The organism is Streptomyces sp. LN549 (genome assembly GCF_043203805.1).
In the GTDB taxonomy this organism is placed as follows: domain Bacteria; phylum Actinomycetota; class Actinomycetes; order Streptomycetales; family Streptomycetaceae; genus Streptomyces.
Genome location: NZ_JAZHRI010000002.1, coordinates 4,407,288 through 4,428,601, shown reverse-complemented (window position 1 = coordinate 4,428,601; position 21,314 = coordinate 4,407,288). Strand labels below are relative to the sequence as shown.

The following is a 21,314-nucleotide window of genomic DNA, read 5'->3' as shown; positions in this document are numbered from 1 at the left end:
CGCTGTTTCACGTGAAACAGCGCCGTCGGCATATCCGCTGCAGGGCATGTTTCACGTGAAACATGCCCTGCAGCTCTCAGGGCGGAATGGGTCTTCGAGACCTCAGCTCTGCCCTGCCCACCACTTCTTGAGCTCGGCCACGGCCGCGTCGTGCTCCATCGGCCCGTTCTCCAGACGCAGTTCAAGCAGGAACGCATACGCCTTGCCGATGACCGGCCCCGGTCCGACGCTCAGAATCTCCATGATCTCGTTCCCGTCCAGGTCCGGTCGGATCGAGTCCAGTTCCTCCTGGTCCTGCAACTGGGCAATGCGCTCCTCCAGCCCGTCGTAGGTCCGCGAGAGGGCACTGGCCTTGCGCTTGTTCCGCGTGGTGCAGTCCGAGCGCGTCAGCTTGTGGAGCCGCTCCAGCAGCGGCCCCGCATCGCGTACATAGCGACGCACCGCCGAGTCCGTCCACTCCCCGTCGCCGTATCCGTGGAAGCGCAGATGCAGTTCCACCAGCTTCGCGACGTCCTTGACCATGTCGTTGGAGTACTTGAGCTCGGTCATTCGCTTCTTGACCATCTTGGCGCCCACCACCTCGTGGTGATGGAACGAGACCCGTCCGTCCTTCTCGAAGCGGCGGGTCCTCGGCTTGCCGATGTCATGGAGAAGGGCAGCGAGGCGCAGAACGAGGTCCGGGCCGTCCTCCTCCAGGCCGATCGCCTGCTCCAGGACGGTCAGGGAGTGCTCGTACACGTCCTTGTGGCGGTGATGCTCGTCACTTTCCAGCCGGAGCGCGGGGAGCTCGGGAAGGACCTGCTCGGCCAGTCCCGTGTCGACAAGCAGCGCCAGCCCCTTACGGGGATGCGAAGAGAGCAGGAGCTTATTGAGCTCCTCCCTCACCCTCTCGGCAGAGACGATCTCGATCCGAACCGCCATCTCCGTCATCGCGGCGACGACGTCCGGAGCAACCTCGAAGTCCAGCTGTGCGGCAAAACGCGCAGCGCGCAACATGCGCAGGGGGTCGTCGGAGAAGGAATCCTCGGGCGTTCCAGGGGTACGCAGTACCCGATCCGCCAGGTCCGCGAGGCCGCCGTGCGGATCGACGAACTCCTTCTGCGGCAGCGCGACCGCCATCGCGTTCACCGTGAAATCGCGGCGGACGAGGTCTTCCTCAATGGAGTCACCGTAGGAAACTTCGGGCTTCCGCGAGGTCCTGTCGTACGCCTCGGACCGGTATGTGGTGACTTCGATCTGGTAACCGTCCTTCTGGGCACCCACCGTGCCGAAGGCGATCCCGACCTCCCATACCGAGTCCGCCCATGGCCTGACGATCTTCAGTACGTCCTCGGGACGTGCGTCGGTCGTGAAGTCCAGGTCGTTCCCCAGCCTGCCGAGGAGCGCGTCCCGGACCGAGCCACCGACCAGGGCGAGACTGAATCCGGCATCCTGGAATCGGCGGGCGAGATCGTCGGCGACCGGGGACACCCGCAGCAGTTCGCTGACTGCACGGAGCTGCACCTGGGTCAGGGCGCTGGAGTTGTCTTCATTGGCGTTCGGCACAACAGAAAAGGGTACGTGCCCGGACCGGCCCGGGCGTCATGGTTTCCGCTCGCCCTGCGAGACTCTCCCGATCACGTGGCGCACTCCCCGGCACTTGGCCACGGCGCAGATCGTTACCATGCGGGGACGCAGCAACGGACGACGAGTGACAGCAGCTGACGACGACGAGGGACGGATACGCGTGGCCGAGGCGGCAGACATTCAGGGGATGAGTCCCTCTCCTGCCCGCCGGTGGCTGCGGCGCACCGCCGCAGCGCTGGCCGGCGCACCGCTCGTCGCCGCTCTGCTGGCCGGGGTGGCCGCCCCGCAGGCGCAGGCCGGCGGGACGAGCCAGGCTCCGACCGGATCCAGCACCGTCTCGGTGTCCTTGGACACGCTGACGCCGAGCGCCCCTGTGAAGGGGGACACGCTCACCGTCTCCGGCACCCTGACCAACAAGGGCAAGGAAACCGTCACCGACGCGCAGGTCGATCTGCGCGTGGGCCCGCGGCTCTACGGCAGGACCTCGATCGACGCGGCCGCTCAGCGCACCGGGTACGTACCGGGGACGGATCCCTATCCGCTCGGGGGCAAGTACACGGTCAAGATCGCCAAGCTCGCTTCGGGCATCAGCCAGGACTTCACGCTGTCCGTCCCCGTCAGCAAGCTGGAACTCGGCGACGAGGGGGTCTACCAACTGGGCGTCTCGTTGTCGGGCCAGACGGCTCGCGCCCAGTACGACCACGTGCTCGGCATCAAGCGGACCTTCCTGCCCTGGCAGGACAAGGACAGCGACTCCAAGACCGGAATCAGCTACCTCTGGCCGCTTATCGCGTCGGCACATCTCACCGCGGAAACCGGCTCCGACGAGCAGCAGACCCCGGTGTTCGCCGATGACGACCTGGCCGCCGAGATCGCACCGGGCGGCCGGCTCGAACGGATGGTGTCGCTCGGCAGCCAACTGCCCGTGACCTGGGTCGTCGACCCGGATCTGCTCGCGAGTGTCGACGCCATGACCAAGAACTATCGCGTCAAGTCGGGTGACACCACGGTCGCCGGGACGAACCAGGCCGTGGCCAAGAAGTGGCTCAGCTCACTGGAAGCGGCGGTGGCCGACGGCAAGGTCGTCGCCCTGCCCTTCGGAGACCCCGATCTCGCGTCCATCGCGCACCGCGGCAAAAACGTGTCGGGCACGCTCAGCCATCTCCAGACGGCCAGCGAGGTCGCCGGGATGACCGTGGAGACCATCCTCCATCTCAAGCCGTCGACCGACTTCGCCTGGCCCGTCGACGGTGCGATCGACCCGTCCATCGTCGATGTCGCCACCTCGACCGGCGCCCACAACGTGATCGCCCGCAGCGACAGCCTTCAGGAGACCGCCGGCCTGTCCTACACGCCGACCGCCGCACGGCCCATCGGCGGCGGCACCACCGCGGTGGTCTCCGACGCCCGGCTCTCCACGGCCTTCCAGGGCGACATGGCGAAGCCAGGGGACTCCACGCTCGCCGTGCAGAAGTTCCTGGCCCTCACGCTCGCCCTGTCCGAGCAGGACACGGACAAGGACCGAAGCATCGTCGTGGCGCCCCAGCGGATGCCGACCATCGCCCAGGCCCAGTCGATGGCCCGTGCGCTTCACACCCTCGACGACGGGCGCTGGACGCAGTCCCAGACCCTGATGCAGGCCGCGGCCGCGAAGCCCGACGCGGAGGCGACCACCACGGTCCCCCGGACGTCCCAGTACCCGAAGAAGCTGCGCAGCCAGGAGCTGCCCACCCAGGCCTTCCAGGACATCAAGTCCACCCAGGCCTCCCTCGACAACTTCCGGGTCATCCTCACCCAGCCCGAGCGGGTGGTGACCCCCTTCGGCAACGCGATCAACCGCTCCATGTCGACGTCGTGGCGGGGCAAGCCCCTGGAGGCCCAGCAGTACCGGGACTCCGTGCGCACCTATCTCCAGGGCCTCATCAACGAGGTCCAGCTCATCTCGAAGTCGGATGTCACCCTGTCCGGACGCAGCGCCACCATTCCCGTGACGGTGCAGAACAGACTGCTCCAGGACGTCAAGCACCTGGTGCTCCGGCTGAAGTCGGAGAACGCGACGCGGCTCGAGCTGAACGACGGCGGCGCCGTGGCCGAGCAGCCGATCCTGATCGGCGCCGGCCACAGCCAGTCCGTGAAATTCGACGCCGCGGCCAACATCAACGGTCAGGTCCAGATGACCGCGCAGCTCTACACGGAGGACGGCAGGCCGTACGGCGCGGAGATGGCGTTCACCGTGAAGGTGTCCGAGCTCACCCCGACCGTGCTGCTCGTGATCGCCGGGGGCCTTCTGCTCCTGGTTCTCGCCGGCATCCGGATGTATGCACATCGCAAGCGAGCCAACGCGGGCGGCGCGGCGGGCGACGACGGCAGTGAACCCGAGCAGCCGAGTGACCCGACGCCGGACACCGGTCCCGAAAGCACGAAGCCGCCGGGCACGGGTGAGAAAGTGGACCGTTGAGCGATGTCTGTCGTGGCCGGTCGGCCGGGGACGATGAGGTGGGGTTTCGATGAACGCGCCGTACGACGGTGACCGCGGTCAGGGTACGGGCGGAGCTGGGTCTTCGGGCGGGCCACCGGTGCCGCCCGGGCCGGAGCAGATGCCCCCGCCCCCCGATCCCTACCTGCAGGCGGCCTACGACTACGACCCCTACCGGTCCCAGGATCTCTCCGCCCAGGACCCGGTGAGCGAGGCGTTGTACGACCGCGCCGCGCATCCGCCGCCGCCTCCCGGCTACTACCAGCAGCCGCAGCCGCTCTATCAGCAGCCGCCGGCCGCCCCGTACGCACCCGACCCCCGGATCTGGGCGCAGACCCCGCCCCCCGAGCCGGACGGCCCGTCGCGCCACCTGCCGTACGGGGACGACGCCGCGACCACCCAGTTCGTGGGCGTGGACGATCTCGTCACCCAGGCGTCGACGAACCGTGAGGAGCCGGACGCCTTCGCCCATCTCTTCCGGGATCAGGAGGGTCCGGCCGGGTCCCCGGCCCCGGACCGGCCCGAGCCGGCCCCTGTTCCCGCCGCCCAGCCGCCGAAGTCCGGCGGTGGCCGCGCGTCCGGTCTGCTGAAGTCCAGCGCGATCATGGCCGCCGGCACCCTCGTCTCACGGCTCACCGGTTTCATCCGCAGCCTGGTGATCACCGCCGCGCTCGGTGCCGCTCTCCTCGGCGACAGCTTTACCATCGCGTACACGCTGCCGACGATGATCTACATCCTCACCGTGGGCGGCGGCCTCAACTCGGTCTTCGTGCCCCAGCTCGTCCGCTCGATGAAGGACGACGAGGACGGCGGCGAGGCCTACGCGAACCGGCTGCTGACTCTCGTGATGGTCGCGCTCGGGCTGATCGTCGCCCTCGCGGTCTTCGCCGCGCCCTTCCTCATCCGGCTGATGTCATCGACGATCGCCAACGACCCCGCCGGCCAACAACGTGGCCACCACCTTCGCCCGGTACTGCCTGCCCACCATCTTCTTCATGGGTGTGCACGTCGTCATGGGCCAGATCCTCAACGCCCGCGGAAAGTTCGGCGCGATGATGTGGACCCCGGTCCTCAACAACATCGTCATGATCTTCACGTTCGGCCTGTTCATCTGGGTCTACGGCACCTCGCACGAGTCCCACATGGGCGTCCAGACGATCCCGCCGGAAGGTGTCCGGCTGCTGGGTATCGGCACCCTGCTCGGCCTCGTCGTCCAGGCCCTGGCCATGATCCCGTATCTGCGCGAGGCCGGATTCCGCTTCCGTCCGCGCTTCGACTGGAAGGGCCACGGGCTCGGCAAGACGGTCAAGCTGGCCAAGTGGACGGTGCTGTTCGTCTTCGCCAACCAGGCCGGTGTGCTGGTCGTCACCCAGCTCGCGACCTCCGCCGGCAAGGCGTCCGGCCAGAACGGGGCGGGGTTCCTCGCCTACTCCAACGCACAGCTGATCTGGGGCATGCCGCAGGCGATCATCACCGTCTCGGTCATGGCCGCCCTGCTGCCGCGCATCTCCCGTGCCGCCCACGACAACGACCCGGGCGCGGTCCGCGACGACATCTCGCAGGGTCTGCGCAACTCGGCGGTGGCCATCGTGCCGGTCGCCTTCACGTTCCTCGCCCTGGGCGTACCGATGTGCACCCTGCTCTACGCCTCCAGCGGCCCCGAGGCCGCCCGCTCCATGGGTTTCATCCTGATGGCCTTCGGCCTCGGCCTGATCCCCTACTCCGTCCAGTACGTGGTGCTGCGGGGGTTCTACGCGTACGAGGACACCCGGACGCCCTTCTACAACACGGTCATCGTCGCTCTGGTCAACGCGGCTGCCTCGGCCATCTGCTACGTGGTGCTGCCTGCCCAGTGGGCCGTGGTCGGCATGGCCGCCTCGTACGGGCTCGCCTACGCAGTAGGGGTCGGTATCGCCTGGCGGCGGCTGCGCAACCGGCTGGGCGGCGATCTGGACGGCGCCCACGTGCTGCGCACCTACGCTCGACTGTGCCTCGCTGCGATCCCTGCAGCCGTGGTCGGCGGCGCTGTGGGATTCGCTCTTCTCCAAGGGCTGGGCGACGGCGCCGGAGGCTCACTCATCGCGCTGGTCTGCGGTGGGGTCGTGCTGCTGGGAGTCTTCTTCGTCGCGGCGAAGCGCATGCGGATCGAAGAGATCAACAGCATGGTCGGCATGGTCCGAGGACGGCTCGGCCGCTGAGGATCACCGGCCCGCACAACCATCGCCGGTCTCCGCGTGTCGTGCATAGCGCCGGAGTGTGGGCACAATTGGCGTGACTGTGCGGGGCTGGCTGGCATCGCCCAACGGATGGGGAGGCAGGAACGACGGTGGCGGAACGTAGCACGGCTGCTGTCGACGTGGCCGACAACAGTGGCGACAAGCCGCTGGCCGCGAAGGCGGACGAGGCCACGAGCGACGGTGCAGCAGAAGCTCAGGATTCAACGGGCCCAGGCCCTCAGGACGCGGAAAGTGAGCCGAGCGGCTCCGAAACCGCCGTGCCGACCCCTGATCTGCACAGCGGTCACAAGCTTGCCGGGCGCTACCGGCTCGAGGAGTGCGTCACCCGTCTGGACGGGTTCAGCAGTTGGCGCGCCGTCGACGAGAAACTGCGCCGCGCGGTCGGCGTACATCTCCTGCCGGCGGACCATCCGCGGGCCCGTTCGGTGCTGGCCGCAGCCCGCTCCTCCGCTCTGCTCGGCGATCCCCGCTTCGTGCAGGTCCTCGACGCCGTGGAGGAGAACGATCTCGTCTACGTCGTCCACGAGTGGCTTCCCGACGCCACCGAACTGACCGCCCTCCTGGGCGCGGGGCCGATGGACGCTCACGACGCGTACCAGCTCGTCAGCCAGATCTCCCAGGCCATGGCGGCCGCACATCGTGAGGGACTGGCCCATCTGAGGCTCACGCCCGGAGCGGTGCTGCGCAGCTCCTCGGGCCAGTACCGCATCCGCGGTCTCGCCGTGAACGCCGCGCTGCGTGGGATCACCTCCGACGGACCGCAGCGCGCCGACACCGAGGCGATCGGGGCCCTTCTGTACGCCGCGCTGACCCAGCGCTGGCCGTACGAGAGCGATGCCTACGGCCTCACCGGGCTCCCCAAGGGCGTGGGGCTGATCGCACCGGATCAGGTGCGGGCAGGAGTCCACCGCGGTCTCTCCGAGATCGCCATGCGGGCTCTCGCCAATGACGGGGCCACGGCCTCCCGCCAGGAACAGCCGTGCACCACCCCGGACGAGCTCGCCAAGGTCGTTGCGGCGATGCCGCGCATCCGTCCGCCCGAGCCCACGTTCACCGCACCGCCCGAGTACCAGCGGACGACGTACCAACAGGGCACCTACGGGCGCCCGGCCGTACCCGGTGCCGGCGTCGCCCAGCCCGTCGTCGCACCCCCTGCCCCGCTGCAGAGCCGCACCGGGAAGGCCCTCAAATGGGCCGTGTCCGCGCTGCTCATCGCCGCGCTGGGTCTCGGCAGCTGGCAGCTCGCCGAGACGCTCCTCGACCACGACAACGGTTCGGACGACCCGGGGACCACGCAGACCAACCCGGAGAACGGCGACAAGGCGCAGTCCCGGCCCGCTGCGCCGCTGCAGATCGTCGATGCCGCGGAGTTCATGCCCAGCGGCTCGGGCATCAGCCAGGCCGAGGCACCGAACGCCGTCGACGGCAAGCCGGGCACCTCATGGATCACTCCGCGCTACCTGGGCTTCCCGAATTTCGGCAACTATCCGAACCGCAAGGACGGCAGCGGGATAGTCGTAGACCTCGGCAGCGTGAAAGACGTATCCGGCATCGACGTGGCCATGTACCGCAGCGGACAGAAGGCCGAGGTTCTGGCGGCCGACGAGAACGCCTCCGCGCCCTCGTCCCTCTCGGACTTCCCGCAGCACCTCACCCAGCTGGGAACGACAGGAAGCAGTCTCAAGGAAACCCTCGCCAAGCCGGTGCGGACGCGCTACATCCTGATCCACGTCACGGAGCTCCCGCAGGACGACACCGGCAGCGGATATCGCGGAGGAATTTCGGAGATCTCCGTTCTCGGCTGATCGGCCCTCCCCCTCCCCACCTGAACCGTGATAGACAGACGGACCTTGATTCAGAGAGGGAGGGAGGGGGAGGTGGCCGCCGAGCCGTCCGAACAACTCAGCGACTCAGACCTCCTCGCTCGCCACGTAGCCGGTGAACCGGACGCCTTCGGTGAGCTCGTACGCCGGCATCGCGACCGGCTGTGGGCCGTGGCGTTGCGGACCCTGGGGGATCGCGAGGAAGCGGCCGATGCCGTGCAGGACGCCCTGGTCTCCGCGTTTCGCGCCGCCCACACCTTCCGTGGCCAGTCCGCCGTCACCACCTGGCTGCACCGCATCACGGTCAACGCCTGCCTCGACCGGGTCCGCAAGGCCTCCTCCCGGAGGACCGCACCGGTCGATGACCCGGAGCGGTTCGACCAGCTCCTGGAACCGCACGAATCCGCCGAAGCGCCCGCAGAGCGCCAGGACCTTCAGCGTGAACTGCTCGCAGCCCTCGCCACACTCCCCGCCGAACAACGCGCCGCACTTGTCCTCGTCGACATGCAGGGATACCCGGTGGCGGAGGCGGCCCACATCCTTGATGTGCCGGTCGGCACCGTGAAGAGCCGCTGTGCGCGGGGACGCGCCAGGCTGGCACCTCAGCTCACTCATCTCCGCAGCGGAAACGGCGGCGGTGAGCAGCCCGGGGCAGAAGGGAACCGGACGCCGAGAGCATCCGTCCCACCGGCAGCGGGACCAAGAGACGCAGGCACGAGCGATCCAGCGGCAGCGAAGGGCGGAGGTGGACGCGCATGACATCGACGACCGATACGACCCAGCACCCGGACGTCTCGGAGATCTCCGATCTCACCGAGGGCCTGCTCTCCCCTTCGCGCACGGCTGATGTCCGACGCCACCTGGCCGGCTGCGAGCTCTGCGCCGACGTTCATGCCTCGCTGATAGAGATCCGCGGTCTGCTCAGCGCCCTGCCGGCCCCGCAGCCGATGCCCACCGACATCGCCGATCGCATCAACGCGGCGCTGGTCAAGGAGGCCCGCTCCACTGGCACAGCGCAGGACTCGTCAGCCGATGTTTCACGTGAAACCGAACCGGCTTCCGCGGCGCCTTCTCCGGAGCTCGCGGACCGACCCGCCGGGCACGCCCGCGCCGCAACGGGTCCCGGCCGTCGGCCTGCGCGGCGGCGTCGGCGCACTGCGGTACTTGGCGCCGCCCTCGGCGCTGCCGTGGTCGGCGTGAGCATCTTCTTGCTGCAGAACGTCCAGCTCTCCCAGAGCTCCGACAGTAGTGCGATGGACCGCGGAGCTGCTCTGTCCAAGTCCGCCTCGGACACCTTCTCGCCGTCCACTCTGGAAGGGCGGGTACAGAGCCTCCTGGGCTCCCGTACCGAAGCGGCCAGCCCTCAGGACTCCGGCAGCGAGAAGCAGGCTCCATCCACCGACACGAAGACCGCACCCGAATCGCAGGCCTCTACGGATTCCGCGTCTCCTCAATCCGCGTCACCCAAGAACCCGCTCCGCGCCCCCACCGTGGCCGTCCCGTCCTGTGTCGAGCAGGGCATCGGGCGGAATACCCCCGCCCTTGCCCTCCAGCGAGGCATCTACGAAGGCACCGCCGCCTACCTCGTCGTCCTGCCCCATCCCACGGACACCAGCAAGGTCCAGGCCTACGTCGTCGACGCGTCCTGCGTCGATGCCGAGCCCGCGGCCAAGGGGAAACTCCTTCTGACGCACGCCTACGCACGCCCCTGAGAATCCCGCCGGACGCCGACCGGGCACGTCGGGAATGCATCCCCCGTAGGATCCGTTGGGTGGGGTGAGAGTCGTTGAACCGACCCCAGTAGGCGTGGACAGTAGGCAGTCTGCAGAGACGAGGAAGAAACCCGTGAGCGACGTGCGTAATGTGATCATCATCGGCTCCGGCCCCGCGGGCTACACAGCCGCCCTGTACACCGCGCGCGCCTCGCTGAAGCCGCTGGTGTTCGAGGGCGCCGTCACTGCCGGCGGCGCGTTGATGAACACCACTGACGTGGAGAACTTCCCCGGTTTCCAGGACGGGATCATGGGCCCGGAGCTCATGGACAACATGCGAGCCCAGGCCGAGCGCTTCGGTGCCGAACTCGTTCCCGACGATGTGATCTCCGTGGACCTCACCGGTGACATCAAGACCGTCACCGACACCGCCGGCACGGTTCACCGCGCCAAGGCCGTCATCGTCACCACCGGCTCGCAGCACCGCAAGCTCGGTCTGCCCAACGAGGACGCCCTCTCCGGACGTGGCGTCTCCTGGTGTGCGACCTGCGACGGCTTCTTCTTCAAGGACCAGGACATCGCCGTGGTAGGCGGAGGCGACACCGCGATGGAAGAGGCCACGTTCCTCTCCCGCTTCGCCAAGTCGGTCACCATCGTCCACCGCCGCGACTCCCTGCGCGCCTCCAAGGCCATGCAGGACCGCGCGTTCGCCGACCCGAAGATCAAGTTTGCCTGGGACAGCGAGGTCGCCGGTGTGCACGGCGAGCAGAAGCTCTCCGGTCTCACCCTGCGCAACACCAAGACCGGTGAGACGTCCGAGCTCCCCGTGACCGGCCTGTTCATCGCCGTCGGCCACGACCCGCGCACCGAGCTCTTCAAGGGCCAGCTCGACCTCGACGACGAGGGCTACCTCAAGGTCGCCGCCCCCTCGACGCGCACCAACCTCACCGGTGTCTTCGGTGCCGGCGACGTCGTCGACCACACCTACCGGCAGGCCATCACCGCTGCCGGCACCGGATGCTCCGCCGCTCTCGACGCCGAGCGCTTCCTGGCCGCGCTCGCCGACGACGAGAAGGCCGCTGCAGCCACCGTCTGATCCACGCCTCACCCACACCCCGCGAAGTTAAGGAGGCCGCCGTGGCCGGCGCCCTGAAGAACGTGACCGACGACTCTTTCGACGAGGTCGTCCTGAAGAGCGACAAGCCCGTGCTGGTGGACTTCTGGGCTGCCTGGTGCGGCCCGTGCCGTCAGATCGCCCCCTCTCTGGAGGCCATCGCGGCCGAGCACGGCGAGATCGAGATCGTCAAGCTCAACATTGACGAGAACCCGGCCACCGCTGCGAAGTACGGCGTCATGTCCATCCCGACGCTGAACGTCTACCAGGGTGGCGAGGTCGCCAAGACCATCGTCGGCGCCAAGCCGAAGGCCGCGATCCTCCGCGACCTCGAAGGCTTCATCACCGAATAGGGCAGGACAGCAGTCCCGCTGTTTCACGTGAAACATGAAACGGGCCCATCCCTGAGGGGATGGGCCCGTTTCGCATTCCTGGCCCCGCACCACCGCTCACAGCGGCCGCAGCGCCGGTTCCTTCTGCACAGCCCCCAGCAACCGGTCCAGCGCCATCTCGACGTCTTCCTTCCACGAAAGCGTCGTACGCAGTTCCAACCTCAGCCGCGGGTGCACCGGGTGGGGCCGAACGGTCTTGAATCCCACCGCCAGCAAGTGATCCGCCGGCAGCAGACAAGCGGGTTCCTTCCACCGGGCGTCCCCGAACGCCTCGATTGCCTTGAACCCTCGGCGGAGCAGGTCCTTGGCAACCGTCTGCACCATCACCCGGCCCAGTCCCTGACCCTGGTAGCCCGGAAGGATCAGGGCGGTCATCAACTGAACCGCGTCGGGGGAAACAGGACTCGTCGGAAAGGCCGTCGCTCTCGGCACGTAGGCCGGCGGGGCGTAGAGGACGAAGCCGACTGGCACATCGTCGACATAAACCACGCGGCCGCAGGACCCCCACTCCAGCAGAACGGCGGAGATCCAGGCTTCCTTTTCCTGCTCTGCCCTCCCGGCCTTGACCGCGGCGTCACCACGCACCGGATCGAGCTCCCAGAACACACATGAGCGACAGCGCTGGGGGAGATCGGAGAGGTTGTCCAGCGTGAGCGGTACGAGCCGACGCCCCATGAAGGTCGTTCCTCACTTCCCTCACCCGCCGCATCGCGCGACGGCCGGTGCATTCCGTTCACGGAGGTGGATCAGTTGGATGTGCTCTACCAGAACGCATCGTATCCACCAGGGGATCAAGCCGACACCGTGAGAAAGCAAAGGGCGGGCCGTCTTCCGCGGAAAGCAAAAGGCGGGTTGTCCTCCGCCACTCCCCGGAAGACAACCCGCCACTCTCCACTCAGAACGTCAGCCCTCGTCGCCCTCGGCCGTCTTCTCAGAGGGGGCCGCCTCTTCCGAGTTGGCCGCCTCCTCCGAAGGAGCACGGTCCAGAACGCGGCCCTCGCCCGGCGCGAGACTGCCCAGGATGCGGTCCAGATCCTCCATCGAGGCGAACTCGACGACGATCTTGCCCTTCTTCTGCCCGAGGTCGACCTTCACCCTGGTCTCGAACCGGTCGGAGAGCCGGGACGCCAGGTCGGTCAGCGCCGGCGACAGCCGGCCCCCGGCCCGCGGCCCCTTGGGCTTTGCGGTGCTCGTGGGCCTGGAGCTCATGAGCGTCACGATCTCCTCGACCGCCCGCACCGAAAGCCCTTCGGCCACAATGCGATGGGCCAGCTTGTCCTGCTCCTCGGAGTCGTTCACCGAGAGCAGCGCCCGCGCATGTCCCGCCGACAGCACCCCGGCCGCGACCCTGCGCTGAACCCGCGGCGACAGCCGCAGCAGGCGCAAGGTGTTGGACACCTGCGGCCGCGAACGCCCAATGCGGTCGGCCAGCTGGTCATGGGTGCACTTGAAGTCCTTGAGCAGCTGGTCGTATGCCGCCGCCTCCTCCAAGGGGTTCAGCTGAGCCCGGTGAAGGTTCTCCAGGAGCGCATCCAAGAGCAACTTCTCGTCGTCCGTCGCCCGGACGATCGCTGGGATCTGCGTCAGACCGGCCTTACGGCACGCCCTCCAACGCCGCTCACCCATGATGAGCTCAAAGCTCCCGGGCCCCGTCTTCCGTGCAACGACGGGCTGGAGAAGACCGACCTCCTTGATGGAGGTGACCAGCTCGGCAAGGGCATCCTCGTCGAACTCCTCGCGGGGCTGACGAGGGTTCGGCATGATCGAGTCGATGGGAAGCTCGGCGAAGTACGCCCCGGCCACCTCTGCCGGCCCACCGGCCCCATCGGACACCGAAACAGGTGCGCTCGGCTCCGGCACCACAGCGCCACCGGAGGTCACCTTCGCAACGGCCACGCCCCGCTCGGACGTCAACACCGGCCTCGTCCCGGGCGAGGACGTACCCATCCCGGCGGGCGGCATCTGCTTCTCCTGCGGAGCGGCGGGGATCAGGGCACCGAGCCCTCGCCCCAAACCTCTACGACGCTCGCTCACTGGATCCCCTCCGAAGAATTCTGCTGGCTGTTCCGACTGCCCGTGTGGGCATGCTGGGCCTCGTACTGGACCCCGGCCCCGCGCAGCGCGATCTCACGAGCTGCTTCGAGGTATGACAGGGACCCGCTCGAACCCGGGTCATAGGTCAGCACGGTCTGCCCGTAGCTCGGCGCCTCGGAGATGCGCACCGAACGAGGAATGCTGGTCCGCAGCACCTCCTTGCCGAAGTGGCTGCGCACCTCCTCCGCCACCTGCGACGCAAGCCTGGTCCGGCCGTCGTACATGGTGAGCAAGATCGTCGACACATGGAGATCGGGGTTGAGATGCCCCCGCACCAGGTCGACGTTGCGCAGCAGCTGTCCCAGCCCTTCCAGCGCGTAGTACTCGCACTGAATAGGGATCAGCACCTCGGCGCCGGCCACCAGGGCGTTGACCGTCAGCAGGCCGAGCGAGGGCGGGCAGTCGATCAGGATGTAATCGAGCGGCTGCTCGTATGCCTGGATCGCCCGCTGCAGTCGACTCTCCCGCGCCACCAGCGACACCAGTTCGATCTCCGCACCGGCGAGATCGATGGTGGCCGGGGCGCAGAAGAGACCTTCTACGTCCGGAACGGGCTGAACCACGTCGGAGAGCGGCTTGCTCTCCACCAGGACGTCATAGATCGAGGGGACTTCGGCATGGTGGTCGATCCCCAGAGCCGTAGAGGCGTTCCCCTGCGGGTCAAGGTCGACCACCAGAACACGTGCACCATGAAGTGCAAGTGACGCGGCAAGGTTGACCGTCGAGGTGGTCTTACCCACCCCGCCCTTCTGGTTGGCCACCACCATGACCCGCGTCTGGTCAGGCCGCGGCAGACCCTCGCCGGCACGGCCGAGGGCCTCCACCGCCAGCTGGGCCGCACGACCGATGGGTGTGTCATCCATCGGCGGCGGTGTTTCACGTGAAACACCGTCCCCCGCCGATTCGGTTCGGGGACCGGGGACCGGATCGGTCATCGGTCCCGCGATGTTGGCGTCGGACCGCAAGGATTCACTCTCCTCGACTTCAGGCTCGCAATGAGCAGAGCCTGCCATGGTTTCGGGGTCGTGAACCAGCGAGGCCCGCTCTTCTGTGGATGAATCCACTTCTGTGGACAACTCCGTAGCCCTAACGGGCCTGCGATGGCGAGGGGCGGCAGCCGCACGACCGCGGCCGATGATTCCATGCAGCAGAGAGCGACGTTTCACGTGAAACACGATGCCCCTGCAGCGTAGCTACAGGGGCACGACACTCCGCGCGGGGTACGCACAGCTCCTTGACTGACACATGACCGAGATCGGGATCAAACGGTAGGTAACAGTCAGATGCGTAGCGTAATCGCGCTACTCAGCGACGACGACGTGTCCGACTGACCCTCGCGGCCTTGGCTCGCTTTGCGGCGAACCTCACACCACCTGGGCTCTCGCCCACCACCACGCGCACCACCGTGGACATCGGATCGACGACCCCTTCGCCCACGTGGAGCACCTCGGTCTCCACGACCCCGAGCTTACTGAGAGCCGCTCGCGCCCCGTTGATCTCCTCCTCGGCGGTATCACCCTTGAGCGCCAGCATCTCCCCGTACGGGCGGAGCAGGGGCACTCCCCAGCCCGCCAGACGGTCCAGCGGGGCCACCGCCCGGGCCGTGACCACATGCACGGGTTGAAGCGTGCCCAGGACCTCCTCGGCCCGGCCACGGACGACCGTCACATGTTCCAGCCCCAGGAGCTCGACAACCTCCTGGAGGAAGTTCGTCCGCCGCAGCAACGGCTCAAGCAGGGTGATCTTCAGATCCGGGCGCACAAGCGCCAGCGGAATGCCCGGAAGGCCGGCACCCGAACCCACGTCGCAGACCGTGACGCCCTCGGGAACGACCTCGGAGAGCACCGCACAGTTCAGCAGATGCCTCTCCCACAGGCGCGGGACCTCACGCGGACCGATGAGCCCTCGTTTGACCCCGGCATCGGCCAGCAGTTCCGCGTATCGGACAGCCTCGGGAAAGCACTCGCCGAACACCTCCCGGGCCTCGTCGGGCGCCTGGGGAAGCGCTACTTCCTCCGTCACGGGAACCGTCCTTCCATACCGCATCACCGCACCATGGGTGGCTGACTATCAGGCTGACAAAGATCGGCCCCGCCTGCGAACAGACGGGGCCGACAGGAGAGGGTCCGGTCAGGCCGGAAGGACGACGACGAAGCGCTGCGGCTCCTCGCCCTCCGATTCACTGCGCAGACCTGCGGCCGCAACCGCATCGTGCACAACCTTGCGCTCGAACGGCGTCATCGGGTCCAGCTTCACCGGCTCACCGGTGCTCTTGACCTCGTCCGCGGCCTTGGCACCCAGCTCGGCAAGCTCCGTGCGCTTCTTGGCCCGAAAACCGCCGATGTCCAGCATCAGACGGCTCCGGTCACCGGTTTCCCGGTGCACGGCCAGCCGCGTCAGCTCCTGAAGTGCCTCCAGCACCTCACCGTCGCGACCCACGAGCTTCTGCAGTTCACGTGCCGAATCGCTGATGATCGAGACCGCGGCCCGGTCCGCCTCGACGTCCATGTCGATGTCGCCGTCCAGGTCGGCGATGTCGAGCAGGCCCTCGAGGTAGTCCGCTGCGATCTCCCCTTCCTGCTCGAGACGAGTCAAGGTGTCGCTGCCCTCAGCGGCCGTGGAGGTGGTGCCTTCCGTCACGGATGGACTCCTTCTTACTTCTTGGACGGGTGCTTGGGCCGCTGCGGGCCCTTGCGCTGTCCGGACTTGGCTTGGCGTGAGGAGCCGGACGCGGGCTTGCCCGCCGGCTTGGACTTGTCGTCCTGCGGTGCGCTCTTCTGCAGGGAGGTCTTGGGCTCGGACTCGGACTCGATGGAATCGGTGTCCTTGGCCCCGGCCGGGTGGCCGGCTGCGGTCTGGCGCTTCGCCTTCGTCTGACGCTTGGGCTGGTGACGCCGCTGCGCGGCTCCGCCCTCGGCCTCGGCGACAGCGGTATCGCTCTTGGCCACCGTGCCGTCCTCCTGCGGGGCCAGGCCGAGCTTGGCCAGTCCCGTGACGAACTTCCGCTCGATGTCGTTGCGGTCCGGGCCCTTGGCGAAGATCCGCTTGACCGTGTTGCGCCGGGTCCGGCCCCGCACCTCACCGTGTGCGGTGACGCTCTTCAGCAGGCGTCCGAGGTACTGCTCCTGCGCCTTGCTGCCCGGGGTCGGATTCTGGTTGATCACGTACATCTGCTGACCCATGGTCCAGACGTTCGTGGTCAGCCAGTAGACGAGGACACCGACGGGGAAGTTGATACCCATGACGGCGAAGATCAGCGGGAAGATGTACATGAGCATCTTCTGCTGCTGCATGTACGGCGTCTTGACCGTGAGGTCGACGTTCTTCGTCATCAGCTGGCGCTGCGTGAAGAACTGCGAAGCCGACATCATCACGATCATGACCGCGGTGACGACCCGGACATCCACGAGCGAGGCACCGAGCGCCTGGACCTTCTCGGCGCTGTCCATGAACTTGGCAGCCAGCGGAGCACCGAAGATGTGTGCCTGACGCGCGCTGTCCAGCAGCGACTGGTCGATGACACCGATCTTCTTGTTCGAGGCGATGGCCGAGAGCACGTGGTACAAGGCGAAGAAGAACGGCGACTGCGCCAGGATGGGAAGGCACGAGGAGAGCGGGTTGGTACCCGTCTCCTTGTACAGCTTCATCATCTCTTCGGACTGACGCTGCTTGTCGCTCTTGTAGCGCTCCTGGATCGCCTTCATCTTCGGCTGGAGCACCTGCATGTTCCGCGTCGACTTGATCTGCTTGACGAACAGCGGGATCAGACAGATGCGGATCAGCACCACGAGGGACACGATGGACAGACCCCAGGCCCATCCCGTGTCAGGGCCGAAGATCGCCCCGTACAACTTGTGGAACTGGACGATGACCCAGGAAACAGGCCACGTGATGAAGCTGAACAGACTGGCAATCGTGTCCACTAATCAGGCTCCTTGAGCATTGGGCGAAGTCTCTGCGGCCGAGCTCGGGAGATCGGTTGCCGACCTCCCGGGAGGCACATCAGCGGCGGAGTCCCCGCCCTTGCTGCCGCGCATGGCACTACGCAGCAGTTCGTGCCAACGCGGACGTTTGCGTGGTGGAACGTGATCCACGCCGCCGGGTGACCACGGATTGCATCGCAGGATGCGCCAGGCCGTCAGCGCCGTTCCCTTGATCGCTCCGTGCCGGTCGATCGCCGTATATCCATAGTGGGAACACGACGGGTAGTAACGGCAGACAGGCCCGAGAAGTGGGCTGATCGTCCACTGGTACAGCTTGATGAGAGCCAGCAGCGGGTACTTCATCGCGCGCCCCCTCCCAGCAGCCGCTGCAAGGCGGCATCCAGGTCTCGGGCCAGCTGTTCATGGTCGGCGTCACCCGAACCGGGCAACGCGCGTACGACAACCAGGCTACCGGGGGGCAGCAGGGCAAGCCGTTCGCGGACCAGATGGCGAAGCCTTCGCTTCACCGCTGTGCGGACGACCGCGCCACCCACTGCTTTGCTGACAACGAAACCCGCACGCGGCGGGGGAGCAGTCTCCCCAGTCACGTGCGGGTCCGTTGCACCGCTGCGTAGATGGACGACGAGTAGAGGGCGGCCGGCCCTGCGTCCTCGTCGTACCGCGGTCGCGAAGTCCTCGCGCCGCCTCAGCCGATTCTCGGTAGGCAGCACGTCATGACGACCTGTACGCGATCAGGCGGACAGGCTGGCGCGGCCCTTGCCACGGCGGGACGCGAGAATCGCGCGGCCGGCACGGGTCCGCATACGCAGACGGAAGCCGTGGGTCTTCGCGCGACGACGGTTGTTCGGCTGGAAGGTGCGCTTGCTCACTCGGGGGCTCCAGTAATGATCGTGTATTGGCGGGACATCGCCTGGCTGTCACCGTGCGCCCACGAGAGACTCGCGTAAACGCCCTAGTTGCACCGCTTCACAATCACAGATCGTGATCTTTGCCCATCGGAGGCAGGCGGCAGCAGCCATCGACAACTCGACCTGGTCACGGTACGCGCGGCTACGCCATCCGGTCAAACCGACCCTGTCTGACCCCCCATTGTGCACAGCCTGTGGACAACGACTTGAACCGCATGGGTCGGCCCGCCTACCGTGGCTGAACCCCGGTTCTTTTTCTTCCCGCCTGCCGGTCCTCACCCATCCCGACCCATACGTCCCGAGAAACACACATTCGTGGGACCAGCGAGAGAGCGTGCCTTGTGGCTGACGTACCTGCCGATCTTGCCGCAGTGTGGCCACGAGTGCTGGAGCAACTCCTCGGGGAGGGCCAGCAGGGCATCGAGCCGAAGGACAAGCAGTGGATCGAGCGCTGTCAGCCGCTCGCCCTGGTTGCCGACACGGCACTGCTCGCCGTCCCCAATGAATGGGGCAAGCGTGTCCTGGAGGGCCGGCTCGCACCGCTCATCAGCGAGACGCTGAGCCGGGAGTGCGGCCGGCCGATCCGGATCGCGATCACGGTCGACGACTCCGCCGGCGAACCGCCGAACCCGCCGGCGCCCCCGATGCACCAGTCCCAGCAGCCGCAGCAGCACCGCTATCAGGGGCCTCAGCACGACGAGCGTCAGCACAGCGACGCCTACGACGGTGGATACGGCCATCGGCCCTCGGACGACGGCATGCCGACGGCCCGGCCCGCCTACCCCGACTACCAGCAGCAGCGCCCCGAGCCCGGTGCCTGGCCGCGCACCCAGGAGGACCTCTCCTGGCAGCAGCCCCGGCTCGGCGGATTCCAGGACCGCGATCCGTCGGCCGATCAGTGGCGCGAGCCGTACGGGGGCGGCCGCCCCCAGCAGCAGCAGCCGCAGCACGACTACCGTCCGCAGCCGCCCGAGCGCCAGGGGTACGAGTCGCAGCGCCCCGAGCGCCACGACATGCAGGAGCCCCAGCACCGGCAGGGCGGCGGTACCGGCCGGCCCGGCGGCGGCACCGGCCCCATGGGCGCCCAGCCCGCACCGGCTCCCGGCCCCGGCGAACCGCACGCCCGGCTGAACCCGAAGTACCTCTTCGACACCTTCGTGATCGGGGCGTCGAACCGGTTCGCGCACGCCGCGGCGGTCGCCGTCGCCGAAGCGCCCGCGAAGGCGTACAACCCCCTCTTCATCTACGGGGAGTCTGGGCTCGGCAAGACCCACCTGCTGCACGCCATCGGGCACTACGCCCGGAGCCTCTATCCGGGTACCCGGGTGCGGTACGTGAGCTCGGAGGAGTTCACCAACGAGTTCATCAACTCGATCCGCGACGGCAAGGGCGACACCTTCCGCAAGCGCTACCGCGATGTCGACATCCTCCTGGTCGACGACATCCAGTTCCTGGCGAGCAAGGAGTCGACGCAGGAGGAGTTCTTCCACACCTTCAATACGCTCCACAACGCCAACAAGCAGATCGTGCTGTCCTCGGACCGCCCGCCCAAGCAGTTGGTGACCCTGGAGGACCGGCTGCGGAATCGTTTCGAGTGGGGCCTGACCACCGATGTGCAGCCTCCGGAGCTGGAGACGCGCATCGCGATCCTGCGCAAGAAGGCAGTGCAGGAGCAGCTCAACGCCCCGCCGGAGGTCCTGGAGTTCATCGCCTCCCGCATCTCCCGCAACATCCGTGAGCTGGAGGGCGCTCTCATCCGGGTGACGGCCTTCGCCAGCCTCAACCGTCAGCCGGTGGACCTCGGGCTGACCGAGATCGTGCTGAAGGATCTGATCCCGGGTGGCGAGGACTCGGCTCCGGAGATCACGGCGACGGCCATCATGGCGGCGACCGCCGATTACTTCGGTCTGACGGTGGAGGATCTCTGTGGATCCTCGCGCAGCCGTGTGCTGGTGACGGCGCGCCAGATCGCCATGTATCTGTGCCGTGAACTGACGGACCTGTCGCTGCCCAAGATCGGTGCGCAGTTCGGCGGCCGGGACCATACGACGGTGATGCACGCCGACCGCAAGATCCGCGCGCTCATGGCGGAGCGGCGCTCCATCTACAACCAGGTCACCGAGCTCACCAACCGCATCAAGAACGGCTGACGGGCCCTCCCGCACCGTCACCGGCACACGTCAGGGCACCACCGAGAAGGGCGCCCGCGGACTCCCGAAGAGTCTGCGGGCGCCCTTCTGCGTTCCGTGAGGCCGCTCAGGAGGCAGCCGTGCGTCGCCGTGAACGGTCCTGAACGGCACCCAGAACGCTCCACGAGCGGCCCGATCGGCGGTCCGTGACCCTTCCTCAGGGGAGCGAGAGGGCCTTCCGGCCGTCCGAGCTGTTCGATTACCTGCCGCGGAAGGGCTGTTCTCCACAGATCTGGGGAGAATTTTCCCTCCACAGCCTGGGGATCCAAAAGTTGTCCATACTGCTTCCACAGGCGGGCCGGCCGATACTCCATCAGGGCAGCTCAGAGGCCTGGGGATTTGTGGTCAACAATGATCCACAGCCTGTGGACAAGTTTTTCGTCCACAGGACCCCCTCGATGTTGTCCACCGTCGGCCCACAGGTCGGCGGCCGTTTTCCCCAGGAAGGGCAGGCTTCTCCACACCGCTGTCCACTGTTCGGCAACGCAACACCCGCTTTCACCGCCCCGAGTGAAAGGCGTCACACCGAGAGGGTCGGTTGGGCTGTGGGGAACGTGGGTAAAGCTGGGGACAGGCCTGGGGAGAAACCCCCCTGCCCTGTGTACCGGTTGTGCAGAACTTTCTGGTGTCCACAGAAACACCGGGTTGTCCACCGGTGCCACCCACAGGGTCGGTGGACAAAAAAGTGGGTCTGACCTGCGAAAACGACGTTATCCACCGTTTCCACAGGCCCTACTACTACTGCCACCTATAGTTAGCCCGGAATCCGCTTCGAAGTGGGGCCTGTGCACAACTCGGCGCCGGAGCTCTCCGAACCTCTTGTCGCGACTTGACCCCGAGCAGCACCGAGTGTCGGTGC

At 67.3% G+C, this 21,314-nt stretch carries 17 protein-coding genes and 1 pseudogene; 8 read left to right on the top strand and 10 right to left on the bottom strand.

Annotation, left to right across the window (positions count from 1 at the left end; all coding sequences use genetic code 11):
- Positions 1–102: 102 nt before the first annotated feature.
- Positions 103–1,545, bottom strand: a complete 1,443-nt coding sequence (locus SH922_RS19900; RefSeq protein ID WP_393059276.1) for a CCA tRNA nucleotidyltransferase — start codon at positions 1,543–1,545, stop codon at positions 103–105.
- 181 nt (positions 1,546–1,726) lie between these two features.
- Here SH922_RS19900 and SH922_RS19895 point away from each other — a divergent pair, with 181 nt between their 5' ends.
- From SH922_RS19895 to trxA, 7 genes and pseudogenes are all read left to right on the top strand, one after another.
- Positions 1,727–4,024 carry a DUF6049 family protein gene (locus SH922_RS19895; RefSeq protein ID WP_393063628.1) on the top strand — a complete coding sequence of 766 codons (2,298 nt, stop codon included), beginning with the start codon at positions 1,727–1,729 and terminating at the stop codon, positions 4,022–4,024.
- Between the two features lie 49 nt (positions 4,025–4,073).
- Positions 4,074–6,240, top strand: a pseudogene (gene murJ, locus SH922_RS19890) (murein biosynthesis integral membrane protein MurJ).
- 128 nt (positions 6,241–6,368) lie between these two features.
- Positions 6,369–8,084 (top strand): serine/threonine protein kinase, encoded by a 1,716-nt coding sequence (locus SH922_RS19885; RefSeq protein WP_393059275.1) that lies wholly within the window; start codon positions 6,369–6,371, stop codon positions 8,082–8,084.
- A gap of 72 nt (positions 8,085–8,156) precedes the next feature.
- Positions 8,157–8,861 (top strand): RNA polymerase sigma factor SigM, encoded by a 705-nt coding sequence (gene sigM, locus SH922_RS19880; RefSeq protein ID WP_393059274.1) that lies wholly within the window; start codon positions 8,157–8,159, stop codon positions 8,859–8,861.
- The gene (locus SH922_RS19875; RefSeq protein WP_393059273.1) at positions 8,858–9,814 is read left to right on the top strand and encodes an anti-sigma factor family protein; all 957 of its coding nucleotides are present in this window, start codon (positions 8,858–8,860) and stop codon (positions 9,812–9,814) included. The genes sigM and SH922_RS19875 overlap by 4 nt, the downstream gene beginning before the upstream one ends.
- 133 nt (positions 9,815–9,947) lie before the next feature.
- Entirely contained in the window at positions 9,948–10,910 is a 963-nt protein-coding gene (gene trxB, locus SH922_RS19870) for a thioredoxin-disulfide reductase (protein WP_393059272.1), read from the top strand.
- 41 nt (positions 10,911–10,951) lie between these two features.
- Positions 10,952–11,281: a thioredoxin gene (trxA, locus tag SH922_RS19865; protein WP_219569130.1), complete on the top strand. Its 330-nt coding sequence runs from the start codon at positions 10,952–10,954 to the stop codon at positions 11,279–11,281.
- A gap of 96 nt (positions 11,282–11,377) precedes the next feature.
- On the opposite strand, the gene SH922_RS19860 is transcribed toward trxA, so the two are convergent.
- The 9 genes from SH922_RS19860 to rpmH form a co-directional block, all read right to left on the bottom strand.
- Complete coding sequence (locus SH922_RS19860; protein WP_393059271.1) at positions 11,378–11,995, bottom strand: GNAT family N-acetyltransferase; 618 nt, start codon at positions 11,993–11,995, stop codon at positions 11,378–11,380.
- Positions 11,996–12,223: 228 nt separating this feature from the next.
- A complete protein-coding gene (locus SH922_RS19855; protein WP_393059270.1) occupies positions 12,224–13,354 on the bottom strand; it encodes a ParB/RepB/Spo0J family partition protein in 1,131 nt (376 codons plus the stop codon).
- Positions 13,351–14,427, bottom strand: a complete 1,077-nt coding sequence (locus SH922_RS19850) for a ParA family protein (protein ID WP_326740680.1) — start codon at positions 14,425–14,427, stop codon at positions 13,351–13,353. Before SH922_RS19850 ends, SH922_RS19855 begins: the two co-directional genes overlap by 4 nt.
- A 292-nt stretch (positions 14,428–14,719) precedes the next feature.
- Positions 14,720–15,460, bottom strand: a complete 741-nt coding sequence (gene rsmG / locus SH922_RS19845) for a 16S rRNA (guanine(527)-N(7))-methyltransferase RsmG (RefSeq protein WP_393059269.1) — start codon at positions 15,458–15,460, stop codon at positions 14,720–14,722.
- 84 nt (positions 15,461–15,544) lie between these two features.
- Positions 15,545–16,054, bottom strand: a complete 510-nt coding sequence (locus tag SH922_RS19840; protein WP_362540011.1) for a R3H domain-containing nucleic acid-binding protein — start codon at positions 16,052–16,054, stop codon at positions 15,545–15,547.
- Between the two features lie 14 nt (positions 16,055–16,068).
- The gene (gene yidC, locus SH922_RS19835; protein WP_393059268.1) at positions 16,069–17,337 is read right to left on the bottom strand and encodes a membrane protein insertase YidC; all 1,269 of its coding nucleotides are present in this window, start codon (positions 17,335–17,337) and stop codon (positions 16,069–16,071) included.
- Positions 17,338–17,340: 3 nt separating this feature from the next.
- The gene (yidD, locus tag SH922_RS19830; protein WP_393059267.1) at positions 17,341–17,700 is read right to left on the bottom strand and encodes a membrane protein insertion efficiency factor YidD; all 360 of its coding nucleotides are present in this window, start codon (positions 17,698–17,700) and stop codon (positions 17,341–17,343) included.
- Complete coding sequence (rnpA, locus tag SH922_RS19825) at positions 17,697–18,068, bottom strand: ribonuclease P protein component (RefSeq protein ID WP_148019659.1); 372 nt, start codon at positions 18,066–18,068, stop codon at positions 17,697–17,699. The genes yidD and rnpA overlap by 4 nt, the downstream gene beginning before the upstream one ends.
- A gap of 21 nt (positions 18,069–18,089) precedes the next feature.
- The gene (gene rpmH, locus SH922_RS19820; RefSeq protein WP_010985740.1) at positions 18,090–18,227 is read right to left on the bottom strand and encodes a 50S ribosomal protein L34; all 138 of its coding nucleotides are present in this window, start codon (positions 18,225–18,227) and stop codon (positions 18,090–18,092) included.
- A gap of 380 nt (positions 18,228–18,607) precedes the next feature.
- Between rpmH and dnaA the strand changes: the two genes are divergently transcribed.
- Positions 18,608–20,416 (top strand): chromosomal replication initiator protein DnaA, encoded by a 1,809-nt coding sequence (gene dnaA / locus SH922_RS19815; RefSeq protein WP_393059266.1) that lies wholly within the window; start codon positions 18,608–18,610, stop codon positions 20,414–20,416.
- The last annotated feature ends 898 nt before the right edge of the window (positions 20,417–21,314 follow it).

Bases quoted from the DNA above. Each gene is read 5' to 3' on its own strand.
- yidD (WP_393059267.1), bottom strand. From the start codon at position 17,700: ATGAAGTACCCGCTGCTGGCTCTCATCAAGCTGTACCAGTGGACGATC.
- SH922_RS19875 (WP_393059273.1), top strand. From the start codon at position 8,858: ATGACATCGACGACCGATACGACCCAGCACCCGGACGTCTCGGAGATC.
- rsmG (WP_393059269.1), bottom strand. From the start codon at position 15,460: ATGCGGTATGGAAGGACGGTTCCCGTGACGGAGGAAGTAGCGCTTCCC.
- SH922_RS19860 (WP_393059271.1), bottom strand. From the start codon at position 11,995: ATGGGGCGTCGGCTCGTACCGCTCACGCTGGACAACCTCTCCGATCTC.
- SH922_RS19850 (WP_326740680.1), bottom strand. From the start codon at position 14,427: ATGGCAGGCTCTGCTCATTGCGAGCCTGAAGTCGAGGAGAGTGAATCC.